Raw genomic sequence first — 16404 nt, forward strand, 5'->3', positions numbered from 1 at the left:
CCGCGAACGCCCGAGGGGCGGCCACCGCATCACGCGGTGGCCGCCCCTCGTCGCTCACACCTCAGCCGGCCGGGCTCGCGCGCCCGGCCGCCGCCGTCTCTACGGCTCGAACTTGTAGCCCAGCCCGCGCACCGTCACCAGGTACCGGGGCGCGCCCGGGTCCGGCTCGATCTTGGCGCGCAGCCGCTTGACGTGGACGTCCAGGGTCTTGGTGTCCCCCACGTAGTCCGCGCCCCAGACCCGGTCGATCAGCTGCATCCGGGTCAGCACCCGGCCCGCGTTGCGCAGCAGCATCTCCAGCAGGTCGAACTCCTTCAGCGGCAGGTCCACCTTGCCCCCGGAGACCGTGACCACGTGCCGGTCCACGTCCATCCGCACCGGCCCGGCCTCCAGGGCCGCCGGGGTGACCTCCTCGGGCTCGCCGCGCCGCCGCAGCACGGCCCGGATACGGGCCACCAGCTCGCGGGAGGAGAACGGCTTGGTGACGTAGTCGTCGGCTCCTATCTCCAGCCCGACGACCTTGTCGATCTCGCTGTCCTTGGCGGTCACCATGATCACCGGGACGTTGGAGCGGCCGCGCAGCTGGCGGCACACCTCGGTGCCGGGCAGGCCGGGGAGCATCAGGTCGAGGAGGACGAGGTCGGCGCCGTTGCGCTCGAACTCGTCGAGCCCCTCGGGCCCCGTGGTCGCCACCGCGACCTCGAAGCCCTCCTTGCGGAGCATGTAGGACAGGGCGTCGCTGAAGGATTCCTCATCCTCGACGACGAGCACTCGGGTCACGGAAGGACCTCCGGGGCTGGGATCTCACTGGTCGGATCGGTGTCGTAAGGCCGGTCGTCGTCCTGTTCGGCGCGGTCCGGTCCGTGGGTCGAACGGTCTCGGTCTCGGTCTCGGGCCGCGGCCGCCTCCGGCAGCCGCAGGGTGAACGTGGAGCCCTGGCCCTCGGAGCTCCACACGGTGACCTCCCCGCCGTGCGAGGCGGCCACGTGCTTGACGATGGCGAGGCCCAGGCCGGTGCCTCCGGTGGCGCGGGAGCGGGCGGGGTCGACGCGGTAGAAGCGTTCGAAGATCCGCTCGCGGTCCTTCTCGGGGATGCCGATGCCCTGGTCGGTCACCGCGATCTCGACGAGGGTCCCCGAGCCGCCGCCCGCGGCGCCGGGCGCGGCCACCCTGCGGGCGGAGATGCCGACCCGGGTGCGGGCGGGCGAGTAGTTGACGGCGTTCTCGACGAGGTTGCCGAGGGCGGCGGCGAGCTGGCCCCGGTTCCCCCAGATCCGCAGGTCGTCGCCGCCGGTGCCGCCCTCGCCCGGAGCGGCGGCCCCGCCGACGGCCATGGTGATCTGCTTGGTGGAGGCCGCGTGCCGGGAGCGGTCGATGGCCTCCGCGACGAGTTCGTCCACGCGGACGGGCTCGGAGTCCTCCAGCGGGTCGTCGTTCTGCACCCGGGAGAGGTCGATCAGCTCCTGCACCAGGTTGGTGAGCCGGGTCGCCTCGATCTGCATCCGGCCGGCGAAGCGGGTGACCGCCTCGGGGTCGTCGGAGGCGTCCATGACCGCCTCGGAGAGCAGGCTCAGCGCGCCGACGGGGGTCTTGAGCTCATGGCTGACGTTGGCGACGAAGTCGCGCCGCACCGCCTCTATGCGCCGGGCCTCGGTGAGGTCCTCGACGAGGAGGAGGACCAGGCGGGAGCCGAGGGGCGCCACCCGGGCGGAGACCGCCAGCGCCTCGCCGCGGCCGGTGCCGCGGCGGGGCAGATCCAGCTCGACCTGCCGTATCTCGCCGTCCCTGCGGGTGTCCCGGGCCATGTGGAGCATGGGCTCGACGGCCAGCTTCCCGCCCCGGACCAGCCCGAGCGCGTACGCGGCGGAGCTGGCCTTGACGACCGAGTCCGACTCGTCGAGGACGACCGCCGAGGAGCGGAGCACGGACAGGACCGTGTCGACACCCGGGGGCAGGACCGCGTCGGTGTGGAGCGAGCTGCGGGTGGGGCGCTTCTGTTCGCGTTCGCTCCAGCGGAACGCCAGCACCGCGATGACACCGGTGCACAGACCGGCAATCGCTGCGGCTGCGGCGACTGCCGCGTTCACGTCCATGCTCACCAGGTTATGCGGGTCGCCGGGGACGCTCCCAGCCGTAAGGGTGGCACCTCGAACAGTCGTCGCCCAGAGTTCACCGAGGGGACGGTGCCGGTTCATTTGCGGGGGACTGTCCGGACCACTCGGGAACCGAACGTGGGAGCGTGGGGGTCTCGGAGCCCCACCCGGACCCCGGCCCGAACAAGAGAGGGACTTCCCATGCGGGACGCGTACCACGAGGAACTGGACTCGATCGGCGAGGGCCTGGTCGAGATGGCCCGACTCGTCGGGTCGGCGATCGGGCGCGCCACGACGGCCATGCTCGACGCCGACCTCAAGCTCGCCGAGAGCGTGATCGCCGCCGACCAGAAGGTGGACGACCTCCAGCACGACCTGGAGGCCCGGGCGATCGCGCTCCTCGCCCGGCAGCAGCCGGTGGCCACGGATCTGCGGATCGTGGTGACCTCGCTGCGGATGAGCGCCGACCTGGAGCGCTCGGGCGACCTGGCCCAGCACGTCGCCAAGCTGGCCCGCCTGCGCTTCCCGGACCGTGCGGTGCCGAACGACCTGCACGCGACGATCCTGCAGATGGGACAGCTCGCGCAGCGGCTGATGGCGAAGGCCGCCGAAGTGATCATCACCAAGGACGTCGACCTCGCGCTCCAGCTGGAGCAGGACGACGACGAGATGGACCTGCTGCACCGCACGCTCTTCCAGCACCTGATGGACGACCGCTGGAAGCACGGCATCGAGACGGCGGTGGACGTGACCCTGCTCGGCCGCTACTACGAGCGCTTCGCGGACCACGCGGTCTCGGTCGCGAAGCGGGTCGTCTACCTGGTGACGGGCGAGCACGCGGACGAGCTCCAGCAGCCGACCCCGGTCGAGGGCGCCTAGCCGACAGGCGGACGCCGGGCCGGCCGGCGTCCGCCCCCCTTCCTCGCCCTCCCCTGCCCCTGCCTGCCCGTCAGCCGGAGCAGCCGCCGCACTGGCAGGGGCTGCCCGACTGGCAGCCGCACCCGCAGCCCGATCCGCAGCCGCAGGCACCGAGGACGGTCAGCGGCACCGCCCCGGCGGGGCGGGCGTCCTGGGGGTCGTTCACGGGGGTCTCGGTCATGGGGACGCGTCCTCCTGAGCTGCGCTGATCACCGGCACGGACATGCCGCTGCTGCGCCCATTGCACGCCCGCCGTCCGCGCCGCTTCAACGGCGCACACGCGCAAGCGCCCGTGCCCACGCCGCGCACACCACCGCGCGCCCCCTCACCCCGGGCGCCGCCACCCGCGCTCGAACCGCACCAGCACCGCGACCACCCGCCACACCAGCACCACCCCGGCCCCGGCCACCGCGACGACCCCGACGCCCCGCATCGCGCCCGCGCTGAGCCCCAGCACCAGAATCGGACTCGCGAGCACCAGCCCGGCCACCAGCGCCAGCACCACCCCGGACACCAGCGCGAACCCGATCTCCACGGTCGCCGCGTCCCGCTCCCCCTGACTGCGCCGCCCAGCCATCGGCCTCTCCCCGCCCGCCGCCGTCATCCCTCTTTACAGCTACCGGCCACCCGCTCCCGGAGGCAACGCTTCCGGGGCGAGCCGCTCCGGACCACGAACAGGCCCCCTCCCGGGGGTACTCCGGGAAGGGGCCTGACGCTGTGCGGGCTACTTCTTCTTGCCCTGGTTCTTGACCGCCTCGATCGCCGCCGCGGCCGCGTCCGGGTCGAGGTAGGTGCCGCCCGGGTTGATCGGGTGGAAGTCCTCGTCGAGTTCGTAGACGAGGGGGATGCCCGTCGGAATGTTCAGGCTCGCGATGTCCTCGTCGGAGATGCCGTCCAGGTGCTTGACCAGGGCGCGGAGGCTGTTGCCGTGGGCCGCGACCAGGACCGTGCGGCCGGCGAGGAGGTCGGGGACGATGCCGTCGTACCAGTACGGCAGCATCCGCTCGACGACGTCCTTGAGGCACTCGGTGCGCGGGCGCAGCTCGCTCGGGATGGAGGCGTAGCGGGGGTCGTCCGACTGGGAGAACTCCGCGCCGTCCTCCAGCGGGGGCGGCGGGGTGTCGTACGAACGGCGCCAGAGCATGAACTGCTCCTCGCCGAACTCGGCCAGCGTCTGCGCCTTGTCCTTGCCCTGGAGGGCGCCGTAGTGGCGTTCGTTCAGCCGCCACGAGCGGTTGACCGGGATCCACTGGCGGTCGGCGGAGTCCAGGGCGAGCTGCGCGGTGCGGATGGCGCGCTTCTGGAGGGAGGTGTGCAGCACGTCGGGGAGCAGACCGGCGTCCTTCAGCAGCTCACCGCCGCGGACCGCCTCCTTCTCGCCCTTCTCCGTGAGGTTGACGTCCACCCAGCCGGTGAACAGGTTCTTCGCGTTCCACTCGCTCTCGCCGTGGCGGAGGAGGATCAGCTTGTACGGTGCGTCGGCCATGGGCTTGAGCCTAATCGACGCCTCCCGCGCCCCGCGCGCCTGCCCGAGGAGCGGAACAGGGCAGGGACGGCGGCCCCGCCGGCGGCCGGACGATTGACGGTCGGCGTCAATCCGGTGGCGACCGGGACCCCCGCGCTCGTAACGTGCGGATGCCGATCCGGACACTTACACCCGTGGGGGACCCGTATGTCGATCGCCGCTGTGCGACGTGCCGTGGACCAGAGCGTCTCCGGGCTCCCCCCGGCGTTCTGGTGGCTGTGGACGAGCACCCTCGTCAACCGTCTCGGCGGCTTCGTCGCCACCTTCCTCACCCTCTACCTGACGATCGAACGCGGATACCCGGCCACCTTCGCCGGTCTCGTCGTGGCGCTGCACGGTCTCGGCGGAGTCGTCGCCTCCCTCGGCGGCGGGGTGATGGCCGACCGGCTCGGACGCCGTCCGACGCTGCTGATCGCGCAGACCTCGACCGCGCTCTCGGTCGCCCTCCTCGGCTTCGTCCAGCAGCCGGCCGCGATCGCCGCCGTCGCCTTCGTCGTCGGCGCGGCCGGCAGCGCCTCCCGGCCGGCGGTCCAGGCGATGATGGCGGACATCGTGCCGCCCGAGGACCGGGTGCGGGCCTTCTCGCTCAACTACTGGGCGATCAACCTCGGCTTCGCGGTGTCCTCGGTGGCCGCCGGGTTCATCGCCGAGTACAGCTACCTCGTCGGCTTCCTCGGCGAGGCGGCCATGACCCTGGCCTGCGCGATCGTGGTGTTCGTCAAGCTCCCGGAGTCACGGCCCGAGAAGCCCGCGGGCGGGGGCGTCGGCACCGGCGCGGGCACGGGCGCTGTCGGCAAGGACGCGGGGGCCGGGCTCGGCACCGTACTGCGGGACCGGCGCTTCATGGCCGTCGTCGGGCTGTCGTTCCTGGTCGCGCTGGTCTTCATGCAGGGGCACATGGGCCTGCCGCTGGCCATGGCCTCCGAGGGGTTCAGCAGCTCCGACTTCGGCCTGGTCATCGCCGTGAACGGCCTGCTGATCGTGATTCTCCAGATCCCCGTCACCCGGTTCATCGAGCACCGCGACCCGGGCCGGCTGCTGGTGCTGTCCGCGCTGGTCGCGGGCTACGGCTTCGGCCTCACCGCGTTCGCCGGGTCGTCCCTCGCCTTCTACGCGCTGACCGTCTCCGTGTGGACCCTCGCCGAGATCGTCAACGCGCCGACCCAGACCAGCCTCGTCGTGCGGTTCTCGCCCGTGCACGCCCGTGGCCGCTACCAGGGGATGTACGCGCTGTCCTGGTCGGCGGCGGCGCTGGTGGCCCCGCTGATGTCCGGGTACGTCGTCGACACCTGGGGGTCGGCGTGGCTGTGGGGGCTGTGCGCGGTGATCGGCACGGTCGGCGCGGTGGGCTACGCGCTGGTGCTGCGCGGCCTGCCCGCCGAGGAGCGCGGCCTGTCCGGCGCGGAGGCCGGTGGGGCCGGTGGAGCCAGTGGGGCCGGTGAGCCCGTGGAGGCGACGGCCCCCGACTCGGCGGTCCCGGCGGCGAAGAAGGACCTGGGCGCGATCGCCTAGCGAGCGCCCTGCCCCGAGCGGGGCGCACGACGGTGGCCCCCGCACTCCGCGGGGGCCACCGTCGTGCGGCGGGCGGTGGTCAGCGGTCCGCCGCCGTCCCGGACGCCGTGCCGGGCGCGGTGCCCGGCGCCTCCGGGGTTCCGGACGGGCCCGGCGCCCCGGACCCTGCTGCGGAGTCCGCCGTCACCCGCGACCCGGGGTGGCGCAGCGCGCACAGGAACGCCACCGCGAGCATGATCGCCATCCCGTAGAACACCCACTGGTTGGCCTCGGCGAAGTCCATCCGGATCGCGTTCATCGAGTCCCGCATCACCGTCTCCACCGGGCCGTCGCCCGTCGGCGTCCGGCCGTCCGCGTGGCCGGTGACGGACTGGGCGACCGAACGTCCCGCCTCCCGCGCCGCGTCCTCGGGCAGGCCGCGGCTCTGGAGGGTGTCCGTGACCCGGTTGGTGGTCATGTGCGTCAGGATCGTGCCGAAGACGGCCAGACCCACACTGGCCGCGAAGTTGCGCACGGTCTGGGTGATGCCGGTGACCTCGCCGTACGAGGCGCCGATGGCCCGGTTGACCGCGTCCGTGGAGGCCGGGGCCAGCAGAAAGCCGATGCCCGCGCCGGCCAGGGCGACATACGGCCACTGGTCGTGCATCGACAGGTCGGTGAGCTTGCCGGCCCACAGCGCGAAGCCGACCGCGCCCAGCGCCGTGCCCATCTTCATGGCCGGACGGGCGCCCCGTTTGTCCAGGATCCGGCCGCCCCACTGGGAGGTGACGGCGAAGCCGATGAAGAAGTACAGCAGGTACATGGCCGCCTGGTTCGGGGAGGCGCTGAGCGAGACCTGCGCGTACACCGAGGCGAAGAAGAACACCGGGACGAACGCGATCATCGAGAAGAACAGCACCAGGTTGTCGACGGTGAACGCCTTGTCCCGGAACACCTTCATCTTGATCAGGGGCTGCTCCACGCCCAGCTCGTAGCGGACGAACACCGCGAGCACGGCGAGGCCGCCGATGATGCACACCCAGGTCAGCACGCTGCTCCAGCCCCACGCCTGGGCCTGCTGGAGGCCGAGGACGCTCAGGCCCATGCCCACCGCGACCAGCACGGCGCCCGGGACATCGAGCTTCTCGGGCCGCCGGGTCTCCGGGATCTTCGCCATGAAGGTGAGGACGATGGCGATCAGCGCGACCGGGACGTTGACCCAGAAGATCGCCCGCCAGGTCCAGCCGGTGAGCCAGCCGCCCAGCAGCGGGCCGAGCGCCGTCAGGGCGCCCGACAGACCGAAGAACAGCGCGAGCGCCCGCCCGCGCTTCTCCACCGGGAAGACGTTGACGACCACGGCCAGCGCGGCCGGGAACATCAGCGCCGCGCCCAGGCCCTGGGTCGCCCGGAAGACGATCAGCCAGGGCTGCGCGAAGTCGCCCTCGGGGACACAGCCGCACAGCACGGACGAGATGACGAAGGTGAGCGTGCCGATCAGCATGATCCGGCGGTGTCCGACGAGGTCGGCGAGCCGGCCGCCGAGGGCGAAGAACGCCGCGAGGGCGAGCAGATAGGCGTTGACGACCCATTGCATCCCGGAGGACGAGAGGCCGAGTTCCTCGATGATGTCCGGCGCGGCGATCGAGACGATCGTCTGGTCGATGAACGTCATCGACACCGCGAACAGCATCGCCGCGAGCGCGAGGGTCTGGTGCGGCGCGCCCGCCGTCGAGGAGGCGGCGGAGCCCTCCGGGGACCGTTTGGTACCCATGAGATCGAGTTTGTACCCGGGGGCCGGGAAGCGCATGTGCGGCCCGCTCGGGTCGCGTTCGCGCTGGCCGGACGTCAGGACCCCCGGGGCGGGGGCCCGGGCCGCCCGGGGACGAGGGCGTCGAGGCCGTCAGTCCTCGGAGCGCCGGGTCAGGTGGGTGAACGCGTCCAGGTTGCGGGTGGACTCGCCCCGGGACACCCGCCACGCGTACTCCCGGCGGATGGCGCTCGCGAACCCCAGCTCCAGCAGGGTGTTGAACGCGCCGTCGGCCGCCTCCAGAACCGTCCCGAGCAGCCGGTCCAGCTCCTCCGGTGTGACCACGGCGAGCGGGAGCTTCCCGGCGAGGTAGATGTCGCCGAGCCGGTCGACCGCGTAACTCAGGCCGTACAGCTTGAGGTTGCGCTCCAGCAGCCAGCGGTGGACGGCCGCCTCGTTCTCGTCGGGGTGGCGGATGACGAACGCGTTGAGCGAGAGGGAGTGCCGCCCGATCCGCAGGGAGCAGGTGGTCGACAGCTTGCGGGTGCCGGGCAGGGTGACGACGTAACTGCCCGGAGCCGGACTCTCCCACTCCAGTTCCGCGTCCTTCAGGGCCTGTTCGACGACCTGTGCCGCGTCGCGCTCTGCGTCAGACATGTCTGGGAGCGTACGTCACGGCCGTCTCGGGGCGCGTACGTCGCAGCGGGCGGACGTCGGGGGTCACGGCAGGCGGGCGTCGGGCGTCACGGGGGGCGACGGGCGGACGTCGGGCGGCCGGGGGGCGACGGGCGGGCGTCAGTGGTGGTGGGCCCGCGTGCGCTGGCGGTGCTCCTGCATCGCGGCCGCGTAGACGTCCGCGGTGGCCGAGGCCGCCGTGTCCCAGCCGAAGGACCGGGCGTGCCGAGCGGCCGCCTGCCCCATGCGCTCGGAGCGGCCGGGGTCGCGTACGAAACCGGCCAGGACGTCGGCGTAGTGCGCCGGATCGTGCCCGGGGACGAGGAAGCCCGTCTCCTCGTCGCGGACCGCGACCGGGAGCCCGCCCACCGCCGCGGCGACGACCGGCGTGCCGGCCGCCTGCGCCTCGACGGCGACCAGGCCGAAGGACTCGCTGTACGAGGGCATGACGAGGACGGACGCGGCCCGGAACCAGTCCGCGAGCCGCTCCTGGCCGACCGGCGGGCGGAAGTGGACCACATCGGCGATGCCCAGCCGCGCGGCGAGCTTCTGGAGCCCCTCGGGCTTGGCCAGTCCGCTGCCGCTGGGTCCGCCGACCACCGGGACATGGACGCGGTGGCGCAGCGAGGGGTCCCGTTCCAGCAGCACGGCGACCGCGCGCAGCAGGACGTCCGGGGCCTTGAGCGGCTGTATCCGGCCCGCGAACAGCGGGATGAACGCGTCCTGCGGGAGGCCGAGCCGGGCCCGGGCGGCGGCCCGGCCGTCGGCGGGACGGAAGACGTCCAGGTTCACGCCGGGGTGCACCACGGCGACCTTGGCCGGGTCCGCGTCGTAGAAGCGGGCCAGTTCGTCCGCCTCCTCGGCGGTGTTGGCGACCAGGCGGTCGGCGGCGGCGACTATCTGCGTCTCACCGATGACCCGGGTGGCGGGCTCGGGGGTGTCGCCCTCGGCGAGGGAGGCGTTCTTGACCTTGGCCATGGTGTGCATGGCGTGCACCAGCGGGACGCGCCACCGCTCGGCGGCCAGCCAGCCGACGTGCCCGGAGAGCCAGTAGTGGGAGTGGACGAGGTCGTAGTGACCGGGCCGGTGGCCGGCCCAGGCCCGCATCACGCCGTGCGTGAAGGCGCACAGCTGGGGCGGCAGGTCCTCCTTGGCGAGCCCCTCGTAGGGGCCGGCGTCGATATGGCGGACGAGGACGCCCGGGGCCAGCTCGACGACCGGGCGCAGGCCGCCGGCCGTGGCCCGGGTGAATATCTCCACATCGATGTTGAGGGCGGCGAGGCGCTTGGCGAGCTCGACGATGTAGACGTTCATACCGCCCGCGTCGCCCGTTCCCGGCTGGTGGAGCGGGGAGGTGTGGACGCTGAGCATGGCCACCCGGCGCGGCTTGCGGTGGCCGCCGGGGAACCGGAGGCGCGGGGCCATCCGGCTGCTGCCGAGGCGGGAGACGTACTGGCTCACGTCGGCGGTCCTCTCGCTGCGGGCACGGCGGTCATTGCGCGCACTGCGGGCACGGCAATGGGCGGGGTGTGGGGTCCCGCACGGCTCACAACAGCGGAGTGGGGAATTCCATTTCCCGGCTCCCCGCACTTTGCCAAATCATTACCGGGGGTGGCTCAGGTGAAGCGGGGTCGAAGGGGGTCCGGGGGCCTTCGGGGCGAGGGGGGCCGGGTTCCCCGGGGTGGGCGCGGGCGGGGTACGCGGGGCCGGGGACGGGCCCGGGGTGGGCGCGGGCGGGGCGGGCCCGGTGGCCGGTTCCCGGGGCGGGCGGGGTCGGGGCCGGCCCGGTCGGACCGTTGGGCGCACCGCATACCCTCGGAGCCATGAACCGCCCCGTCGGCACCGCCACCCGCGGGACGACCAACCCCAACCGTCTGCGCCGCATGGACCGCTGGATCGCCGCCGTGCACGGACCCGCCCTGCGCCGCAGCGCGGACGCGCCCGTCGCGGTGGACCTCGGGTACGGGGCCGCCCCCTGGACCGCCGTGGAACTCCTGGGGCGGCTGCGCACCGCGGACCCCCGCTGCGAGGTCGTCGGCATCGAGATCGACCCGGCCCGGGTCGCCGCGGCGGCGCCGTACGAACGGGCGGGCCTCACCTTCCGGCACGGCGGCTTCGAGGTCCCGACGCGGCGCCGCCCGGCGCTCATCCGGGCCGCCAATGTGCTGCGCCAGTACGACGAGGGCGAGGTCGGCGCCGTCTGGGCACGGCTGTGCGACCGGCTGGCCCCGGGCGGACTGCTGGTGGAGGGGACCTGCGACGAGATCGGGCGCCGGCACGTCTGGGTGGCGCTCGGACCGGAGGGGCCGCGGACGGTGACCTTCGCGACCCGGCTGGGCTCCCTGGAACGCCCCTCCGACCTGGCGGAACGCCTGCCCAAGGCGCTGATCCACCGCAATGTGCCGGGCGAGCCGGTGCACGCCTTCCTCCGGGACTTCGACCGCGCGTGGGCGGCCGCGGCACCGTACGCCTCGCTCGGCGCGCGGCAGCGCTGGGTCAGGGCGGTGGGCGATCTGGCGGCCTGCTGGCCGCTGGCGGACGACCGGCGGCGGTGGCGGCAGGGCGAGGTCACGGTGGAGTGGCACGCGGTGGCACCCGCGGGCTGAACTCCCCGCACACTCCCTGGATTCAAACCACCGGCACGGATGAATCCTGGATGTTTCAACGCATCCGGTACACCGTCAGGAGTGAAGCGGGCCGGCAGGGGAACACCCTGCCCGTTCCACTCGTCAGTCACGGTGGGCACGGAGACACGGGGTGGGGGTCTCCGTCCGGCGGACATCGCACAGGCATCATCGGGGCGGGCCATGCGCAAGGGGCGAACTGCCGGTCGGGCCTGTCGTTTTCCACCGCGTCGTGACACCATCACGGACGTCACGCGCAAGTTACTGACGGTTAACCAGGTGCGCGCATCGGGCGCGCACCCGGAGGGGGAGTCGTGAACCGACGACGCATCGCCACTGCGGCCGCGATCGGCGTGGTCAGCGCGCTGACGGCACTGACCGTGCTCGTGGCGCCGGGCCAGGCGTACGCCGCCCCCGAACCGTCCCCGCAGGCACCGGCGTCCGTCACCGTGCCCGGCCCGATGGCACCACCGCCGCCGAGCGAGTCGCTCGAAGCCGTCCGCCTGAAGATAGAGAGGCTCTACCAGCAGGCCGCCTCCGCCACCGACGCCTACAACCTGGCCGAGGAGCGTGCGGAGAAGCAGTCGGCGGAGATGGTGAAGCTGACCGAGGACATGGCCGAGGGCCAGGCCCGGCTGGACGACCTCAAGGACCGCGCGGGCGCGGCCGCCCGCGCCCAGTACCGCGGCGGCGGCCTGCCCCCGGAGGCCCGACTCGCCCTCACCGGCGACCCGGGGCTCTTCCTGGACGGGATGGGCCGGATCCGGCAGGGCCACAAGGCCACCAAGGACCTCATCGCGGAACTGACCAAGGCCCAGGCCGATCTGGCGGCCTACAGCAAGGACGCCAGCTCCCAGTGGGAGAAGCTGGAGGCCAACCGCCTCAAGCGCGAGAAGGCCCGCAAGGAGATCACCAAGAAGATCTCCGAGGCGAAGAAGCTGGAAGACGAGCTGGAGAAGGAGGAGCGGCAGCGGCTCCTCCAGCTGGAGCGGGCGGCACAGGACCGGGCCCAGACGCAGTGGCTCGGCTCGGGCGCCCTGAAGGAGCTCGACGGCCGGGCGAGCGAACAGGGGCGCAAGGCGGTCGAGTTCGCGACCGCTCAGATCGGCAAGCCGTACGAGTGGGGCGCCGAGGGCCCCGGCTCCTACGACTGCTCCGGGCTCACCTCGCAGGCGTGGGCGGCCGCGGGGCGGACCATCCCCCGCACCTCCCAGGAGCAGTGGCGGCTCCTGCCCCGGATACCCGTCGGGGAGATGCGCCCGGGCGACCTGATCATCTATCACTCCGACGCCAGCCATGTCGGGATGTATGTGGGGGACGGCACGATGGTCCACTCCCCCCGGCCGGGCCGGCATGTGACGCTGGCGGGCGCGGGCTCGATGCGGATTCTCGGGGTCGTCCGCCCCGACAAGTAGGCCCCGGCCGGGCCTGCCCGCACCGCCCTTGGGGGCTTCCGGCCCGGCGCGGCGCGCGTGATGTGCGTCCCACGGCCGGGCGGGCCGGTGCCCGCCGCGGCGGGTGCCTGTCCATCGCCGCGTGCCACAAGTGAGCTGCGCCACCTGCCGGATGGGGCGAATCGGGCGCCTCGCCCATCAGGGCGTGACCTTCGTCATGACCGGACGGGCAACTGTGCCCCCATGCGCGGCATATGCCAATGACTCTTCACCGATCGCCATTCCGTTCGGCCGCCGCCTACCGCTATGGTCCCCGTCTGGCGGGACGTCGTTCGGCGCCTGCCGCGCCCTCGGGGGGGAGGGAAGGAAACAGCACCGATGCCCGTACCCGTACCGCGACAGAGGAACGCCCCCGTCGCGGAGACCGCTCCTGGCGGCAAGACCGGGGGCGACCTGACGCTCCTGGTGATCGAGGACGACCCGGCGGGCACCCTCGGCGTCCCCGAACTCCTCGACGCCTCGGGCGCCCGGGTCCGCATCCGCACCGCCCGCAACCTCACCGAGGCGGAGCGACTGCTCACCGACGACGTCCACTGCGTCCTCGTCGACCTGGCCCTGCCCGGCCGTGTCCAGGACGAGGAGCTGGGCGCCCTCAAGCACGTCCTGCGGCTCGCCCCGCGCCACGCCGTCCTGGCGCTGACCACCGCCGGTGACGCCGACCTGGCCGCCGAGGCGGTCCGCGTCGGCGCCCAGGACCACCTGGTGCGCGAGGAGCTGGACGGCCGGCTCCTCAGCCGGGCCGTGCGGTACGCGGTCGAGCGCAAGCGCGCCGACACCGCGCAGCGCAAGCTCGCCGAGTCCCGTCTGCGCGCCCAGGAGAACGCCCGCCTGGAACGGGGCCTGCTCCCCACCCCGCTGCTGGAGGGCTCGGACCTGCGCTTCGCCTCGCGCTACCGCCCCGGCCGCTCCCGCGCCCTGCTCGGCGGCGACTTCTACGACACCGTCCGCACCCCGGACGGCACCGTCCACGCCATGATCGGCGACGTCTGCGGCCACGGCCCGGACGAGGCGGCCCTCGGCGTCGAACTCCGCATCGCCTGGCGCGCCCTGACCTTCGCCGGTCTGTGCGGCGACGAACTGCTCTCCACCCTCCAGCGGGTCCTGGAGCACGAGCGGGAGAGCGAGGAGATCTTCGCGACGCTCTGCACCGTGGACATCGCCCCCGACGGGCGGCGGGCCGGCCTGTGCCTCGCCGGCCACCCCGCCCCGCTGATCGCCCGCCACGGCCGCGCGGCGCAGCTCCTCCCCTACGAGGACGGCGGCCCGGCCCTCGGCCTGCTGCCGCGCGCCCGCTGGCCGCGCCGGCAGGTGGAGCTCGGCGGTGTATGGAGCCTGCTGATGTACACGGACGGCCTGATCGAGGGCCGGACGGGCCCGGACACCCGGCAGCGCCTCGGCCAGGACGGCATGCTCGCGACGGTCAACCGCCTGCTCGCCGACGGTCTGGAGGGCGAGGCCCTCCTCGAAGCGGCGGTCGGCGAGGTGCGCGAGCTGAACGGCGGCGATCTGACGGACGACGTGGCGGTGCTGTTGCTCAGCCGGGACACACGGCGCGGCTGACGCGGGCGCGCCGCCGCGGGACGGCCGAGGCGGGCCGGGAGCCCGCCCGCTGGTGCCGCTTACCGGCCGCCGTTCCAGGGACCGTAGGGGCCGTCGCTGCTGGAGCCCCGGCCACGGCGTCCGCCGCCACCGGAGACCTGCTGGAGCGCGGGCCGCACATCGACGAAGAAGACGATGGCCGCGATGAGCCCGGCGATCGACAGGAAGAGCATCGAGATGAACGGGATCAGGTTCACGGCTGCGGCGAGGCCGAGAATGATCAGCCAGAAGGACTTGGTCTTCTTGTCCGCGGCACGGTAGGCGTCCTCGCGTGCCATGGCGGCCATCACCAGGGCCGTCAGGGAGGTCACGACGAACACCAGTCTGGTGATCATCATGAGCCCGAAGTCGAAGTTGTCAGCCAGCATGCCGAGCACCGCCTCGTCAGTCGTGTGTGCCGCCTCGCGGCCAAGGTACCTCCGCGGAGGCTCCGGCCGCGACGAGCCGGACGGGGCGCCGCGTCACCGCGGCGCCCCGTCCCGGGTCACGTTCCGCTGCCGGATCAGGCTCCGGCGGGCCCGGTCGCCTTCTTGGCGGCGGGCTTGCGCGCCGGGGCCTTCTTCGCCACGGGCTTCTTCGCCTCGGCCGGCGCGGGCTTGGTCTGAGCGGCCTTCGCCTCGGCGGTCTTCGCCTCCACGACCTCCGGGGAGGCGGGCGCGGGGACGACCGGCTCCGGCTCGACGGCCACGGCGATCTCGGTGATCTCCTCGGCCGCCTCGCCACGCCACGAGCGCACGGCCTGCTCGCCGTGCTCGGCGACGCGCTCGTACGCCTCGCGGGCCTTGACCGCGTACTCGGCGGCCACGCCCACACCGCGCAGCGCGAGGTCCTGGGCGCTCTCGCCGAGCTTCTTCAGGTCGGTGTCGAGACCGCCGACGGCCTCGGCGAACTTGGCCTGCACCGTGGCCTGCGCCTCCTTGGCCTGCGAGGTAACCCTGTCCTGCACGGCCTTGGGGTCGGTGTTGCGCACGGCGTCGATGCGCGCGGGGGCCTCGGCGGCGAGCTGCTCGATCAACGCGGGGACCTTGCGGGCCTGCTGGACGGCGAGGTCGGCGGTGCCGGCGGCGAAGTAGAGCGGAGTCGGGTCGCTGAAGGTCTTGCGCAGGTCATCGGTGATGGCCATGACTGTCGTCCTCCCGAACGCAGATGGGGTGGTCTCAGTACGTGCTCGGATCGTTCCTGCTCGGTTCGGCACCGCCCGCGCCGGCCGTGCGGGGGCCGTCATCGGCGGTGTCCCCGGCGCTGCCCGCGTCACCGTCCACGGAGGCTTCCCCGGACGGCTCCGCCGCGTCGAGCCCGTTCTCCTTGCGGAAGGACTCGTAGATCTGCAGCAGCACCTGCTTCTGACGCTCGTTGATCGAAGGGTCGGCGAGAATCACCGCCCGCGTCTCCAGCGGATCCCGCTCCTGCTCGTCGAGGATCCCGGCACGGACGTACAGGGTCTCGGCGGAGATACGCAGGGCCTTGGCGACCTGCTGGAGCACCTCGGCGCTCGGCTTGCGCAGCCCGCGCTCGATCTGGCTCAGATACGGATTGGACACCCCGGCGGCGTCGGCGAGCTGCCGCAGCGAGAGCTGCGCGCTGCGCCGCTGCTCGCGGAGGTAGTCACCGAGATTGCCGACGTTGAGCGATGCCATGCCCTCGATGGTGCCGCACCGCTGCTAACTTTTGCAAGCACCTGCTTGCAAAAGTGTCGCCCACCACCCGCGCGGGCGCCGGCCCGGCGGACGCGGCGGCTTCCCGTGTCCGTCTACCCGTTGGCGCGCACCCACTCCGCCACAGCCGTGAAGTCCGCGTCCGTGAGGCCGTGGCGGGGGTCGATGCGGTGGAGGAGGGCGGGGCCGGGGTGGTGGGCGGAGACCCAGGTGCGTTCGGTGGCGGTGAGTTCGTCGTCCAGCCAGACGAAGGGACGGCCCGCCGCCCAGTCGACGAGGGGGCGGGTCTTCCAGTGGAGGCCGTGGGGATCGCCCTCGTCGGGGTCGTCGGGGTCGTCGGGCCAGGTGACCACGGGCAGGGCCGGGAGGCCGAGCCAGGGGGCGACGCGGTCGTTCGCGTTCGTCGTCCAGGTCGTCGCCCACACCAGTTCGCACCCCAACGCATGGAGTCGTGGCCCGTGTTCGGGGTTGATCCGGGCGAGGAGCGGGTTCGTGTCGTCCGTCCGGCGGGCGGAGGGCGGGCGGAAGAGCGGGTATCCCTCCGGGTACTGCTCCGGCGTGGCCCCGAAGGGGATGAGAGGGCCGTCGACGTCGAGGAAGAGCAGAGGGCGCGGCCCGGGACC

17 protein-coding genes are annotated in these 16404 nt (G+C 73.1%); 5 read left to right on the forward strand and 12 right to left on the reverse strand.

The genetic code is table 11. The annotated features are described in order from the left end of the window. Positions 1-99: 99 nt before the first annotated feature. Both ABZ457_RS10060 and ABZ457_RS10065 read right to left on the reverse strand, forming a co-directional pair. Positions 100-780, reverse strand: a complete 681-nt coding sequence (locus tag ABZ457_RS10060) for a response regulator transcription factor (protein WP_018847140.1) — start codon at positions 778-780, stop codon at positions 100-102. Next, complete coding sequence (locus tag ABZ457_RS10065) at positions 777-2093, reverse strand: ATP-binding protein (RefSeq protein ID WP_359155926.1); 1317 nt, start codon at positions 2091-2093, stop codon at positions 777-779. The genes ABZ457_RS10060 and ABZ457_RS10065 overlap by 4 nt, the downstream gene beginning before the upstream one ends. 201 nt (positions 2094-2294) lie before the next feature. Here ABZ457_RS10065 and phoU point away from each other — a divergent pair, with 201 nt between their 5' ends. Beyond that, positions 2295-2972 (forward strand): phosphate signaling complex protein PhoU, encoded by a 678-nt coding sequence (phoU, locus tag ABZ457_RS10070; RefSeq protein WP_018847142.1) that lies wholly within the window; start codon positions 2295-2297, stop codon positions 2970-2972. 70 nt (positions 2973-3042) lie between these two features. Here the strand turns inward: phoU and ABZ457_RS10075 are convergent, their stop codons facing one another. From ABZ457_RS10075 to ABZ457_RS10085, 3 genes are all read right to left on the reverse strand, one after another. After that, the gene (locus tag ABZ457_RS10075) at positions 3043-3192 is read right to left on the reverse strand and encodes a hypothetical protein (RefSeq protein WP_359155928.1); all 150 of its coding nucleotides are present in this window, start codon (positions 3190-3192) and stop codon (positions 3043-3045) included. A 144-nt stretch (positions 3193-3336) separates the two neighbouring features. Continuing rightward, positions 3337-3588 (reverse strand): DUF6332 family protein, encoded by a 252-nt coding sequence (locus ABZ457_RS10080; RefSeq protein WP_359155930.1) that lies wholly within the window; start codon positions 3586-3588, stop codon positions 3337-3339. 147 nt (positions 3589-3735) lie between these two features. Then, complete coding sequence (locus ABZ457_RS10085) at positions 3736-4497, reverse strand: phosphoglyceromutase (RefSeq protein WP_359155932.1); 762 nt, start codon at positions 4495-4497, stop codon at positions 3736-3738. Positions 4498-4683: 186 nt separating this feature from the next. Here ABZ457_RS10085 and ABZ457_RS10090 point away from each other — a divergent pair, with 186 nt between their 5' ends. Then, positions 4684-6048 (forward strand): MFS transporter, encoded by a 1365-nt coding sequence (locus ABZ457_RS10090; RefSeq protein ID WP_359155934.1) that lies wholly within the window; start codon positions 4684-4686, stop codon positions 6046-6048. A gap of 79 nt (positions 6049-6127) precedes the next feature. Here ABZ457_RS10090 and ABZ457_RS10095 read toward each other — a convergent pair whose 3' ends face one another. From ABZ457_RS10095 to mshA, 3 genes are all read right to left on the reverse strand, one after another. Then, positions 6128-7798: an MFS transporter gene (locus ABZ457_RS10095; protein WP_359155936.1), complete on the reverse strand. Its 1671-nt coding sequence runs from the start codon at positions 7796-7798 to the stop codon at positions 6128-6130. Between the two features lie 129 nt (positions 7799-7927). Next, positions 7928-8431: a YbjN domain-containing protein gene (locus tag ABZ457_RS10100; protein WP_359155939.1), complete on the reverse strand. Its 504-nt coding sequence runs from the start codon at positions 8429-8431 to the stop codon at positions 7928-7930. A gap of 138 nt (positions 8432-8569) precedes the next feature. Beyond that, positions 8570-9910 (reverse strand): D-inositol-3-phosphate glycosyltransferase, encoded by a 1341-nt coding sequence (gene mshA, locus ABZ457_RS10105; protein ID WP_359155941.1) that lies wholly within the window; start codon positions 9908-9910, stop codon positions 8570-8572. A 362-nt stretch (positions 9911-10272) separates the two neighbouring features. Between mshA and ABZ457_RS10110 the strand changes: the two genes are divergently transcribed. From ABZ457_RS10110 to ABZ457_RS10120, 3 genes are all read left to right on the forward strand, one after another. After that, on the forward strand, positions 10273-11055 hold the full coding sequence (locus tag ABZ457_RS10110; protein WP_359155943.1) for a class I SAM-dependent methyltransferase: 783 nt from the start codon (positions 10273-10275) through the stop codon (positions 11053-11055). Between the two features lie 332 nt (positions 11056-11387). Then, positions 11388-12488: an NlpC/P60 family protein gene (locus ABZ457_RS10115; RefSeq protein ID WP_359155945.1), complete on the forward strand. Its 1101-nt coding sequence runs from the start codon at positions 11388-11390 to the stop codon at positions 12486-12488. 357 nt (positions 12489-12845) lie between these two features. After that, positions 12846-14087, forward strand: coding sequence for a fused response regulator/phosphatase (locus ABZ457_RS10120; protein WP_359155947.1), 1242 nt, complete (start codon positions 12846-12848; stop codon positions 14085-14087). 59 nt (positions 14088-14146) lie between these two features. On the opposite strand, the gene ABZ457_RS10125 is transcribed toward ABZ457_RS10120, so the two are convergent. From ABZ457_RS10125 to ABZ457_RS10140, 4 genes are all read right to left on the reverse strand, one after another. Then, the gene (locus ABZ457_RS10125; protein WP_359155949.1) at positions 14147-14494 is read right to left on the reverse strand and encodes a DUF2516 family protein; all 348 of its coding nucleotides are present in this window, start codon (positions 14492-14494) and stop codon (positions 14147-14149) included. A gap of 134 nt (positions 14495-14628) precedes the next feature. Next, complete coding sequence (locus ABZ457_RS10130) at positions 14629-15249, reverse strand: hypothetical protein (RefSeq protein WP_359155951.1); 621 nt, start codon at positions 15247-15249, stop codon at positions 14629-14631. A gap of 34 nt (positions 15250-15283) precedes the next feature. Next, a complete protein-coding gene (locus ABZ457_RS10135; RefSeq protein ID WP_359155953.1) occupies positions 15284-15763 on the reverse strand; it encodes a helix-turn-helix domain-containing protein in 480 nt (159 codons plus the stop codon). A 113-nt stretch (positions 15764-15876) separates the two neighbouring features. Beyond that, complete coding sequence (locus tag ABZ457_RS10140) at positions 15877-16386, reverse strand: HAD domain-containing protein (RefSeq protein ID WP_359156105.1); 510 nt, start codon at positions 16384-16386, stop codon at positions 15877-15879. Between the last annotated feature and the right edge of the window lie 18 nt (positions 16387-16404).

Source organism: Streptomyces sp. NPDC005805 (assembly GCF_040630445.1).
Lineage (GTDB): Bacteria > Actinomycetota > Actinomycetes > Streptomycetales > Streptomycetaceae > Streptomyces.

What these genes read in the sequence shown, in the direction of transcription:
- ABZ457_RS10085 (WP_359155932.1), bottom strand. Translation starts at nt 4,497, where the DNA reads ATGGCCGACGCACCGTACAAGCTGATCCTCCTCCGCCACGGCGAGAGC.
- ABZ457_RS10120 (WP_359155947.1), top strand. Translation starts at nt 12,846, where the DNA reads ATGCCCGTACCCGTACCGCGACAGAGGAACGCCCCCGTCGCGGAGACC.
- phoU (WP_018847142.1), top strand. Translation starts at nt 2,295, where the DNA reads ATGCGGGACGCGTACCACGAGGAACTGGACTCGATCGGCGAGGGCCTG.
- ABZ457_RS10095 (WP_359155936.1), bottom strand. Translation starts at nt 7,798, where the DNA reads ATGGGTACCAAACGGTCCCCGGAGGGCTCCGCCGCCTCCTCGACGGCG.
- ABZ457_RS10090 (WP_359155934.1), top strand. Translation starts at nt 4,684, where the DNA reads ATGTCGATCGCCGCTGTGCGACGTGCCGTGGACCAGAGCGTCTCCGGG.
- ABZ457_RS10130 (WP_359155951.1), bottom strand. Translation starts at nt 15,249, where the DNA reads ATGGCCATCACCGATGACCTGCGCAAGACCTTCAGCGACCCGACTCCG.
- ABZ457_RS10080 (WP_359155930.1), bottom strand. Translation starts at nt 3,588, where the DNA reads ATGGCTGGGCGGCGCAGTCAGGGGGAGCGGGACGCGGCGACCGTGGAG.
- ABZ457_RS10135 (WP_359155953.1), bottom strand. Translation starts at nt 15,763, where the DNA reads ATGGCATCGCTCAACGTCGGCAATCTCGGTGACTACCTCCGCGAGCAG.
- ABZ457_RS10125 (WP_359155949.1), bottom strand. Translation starts at nt 14,494, where the DNA reads ATGCTGGCTGACAACTTCGACTTCGGGCTCATGATGATCACCAGACTG.
- ABZ457_RS10110 (WP_359155943.1), top strand. Translation starts at nt 10,273, where the DNA reads ATGAACCGCCCCGTCGGCACCGCCACCCGCGGGACGACCAACCCCAAC.
- ABZ457_RS10100 (WP_359155939.1), bottom strand. Translation starts at nt 8,431, where the DNA reads ATGTCTGACGCAGAGCGCGACGCGGCACAGGTCGTCGAACAGGCCCTG.
- ABZ457_RS10075 (WP_359155928.1), bottom strand. Translation starts at nt 3,192, where the DNA reads ATGACCGAGACCCCCGTGAACGACCCCCAGGACGCCCGCCCCGCCGGG.
- ABZ457_RS10065 (WP_359155926.1), bottom strand. Translation starts at nt 2,093, where the DNA reads ATGGACGTGAACGCGGCAGTCGCCGCAGCCGCAGCGATTGCCGGTCTG.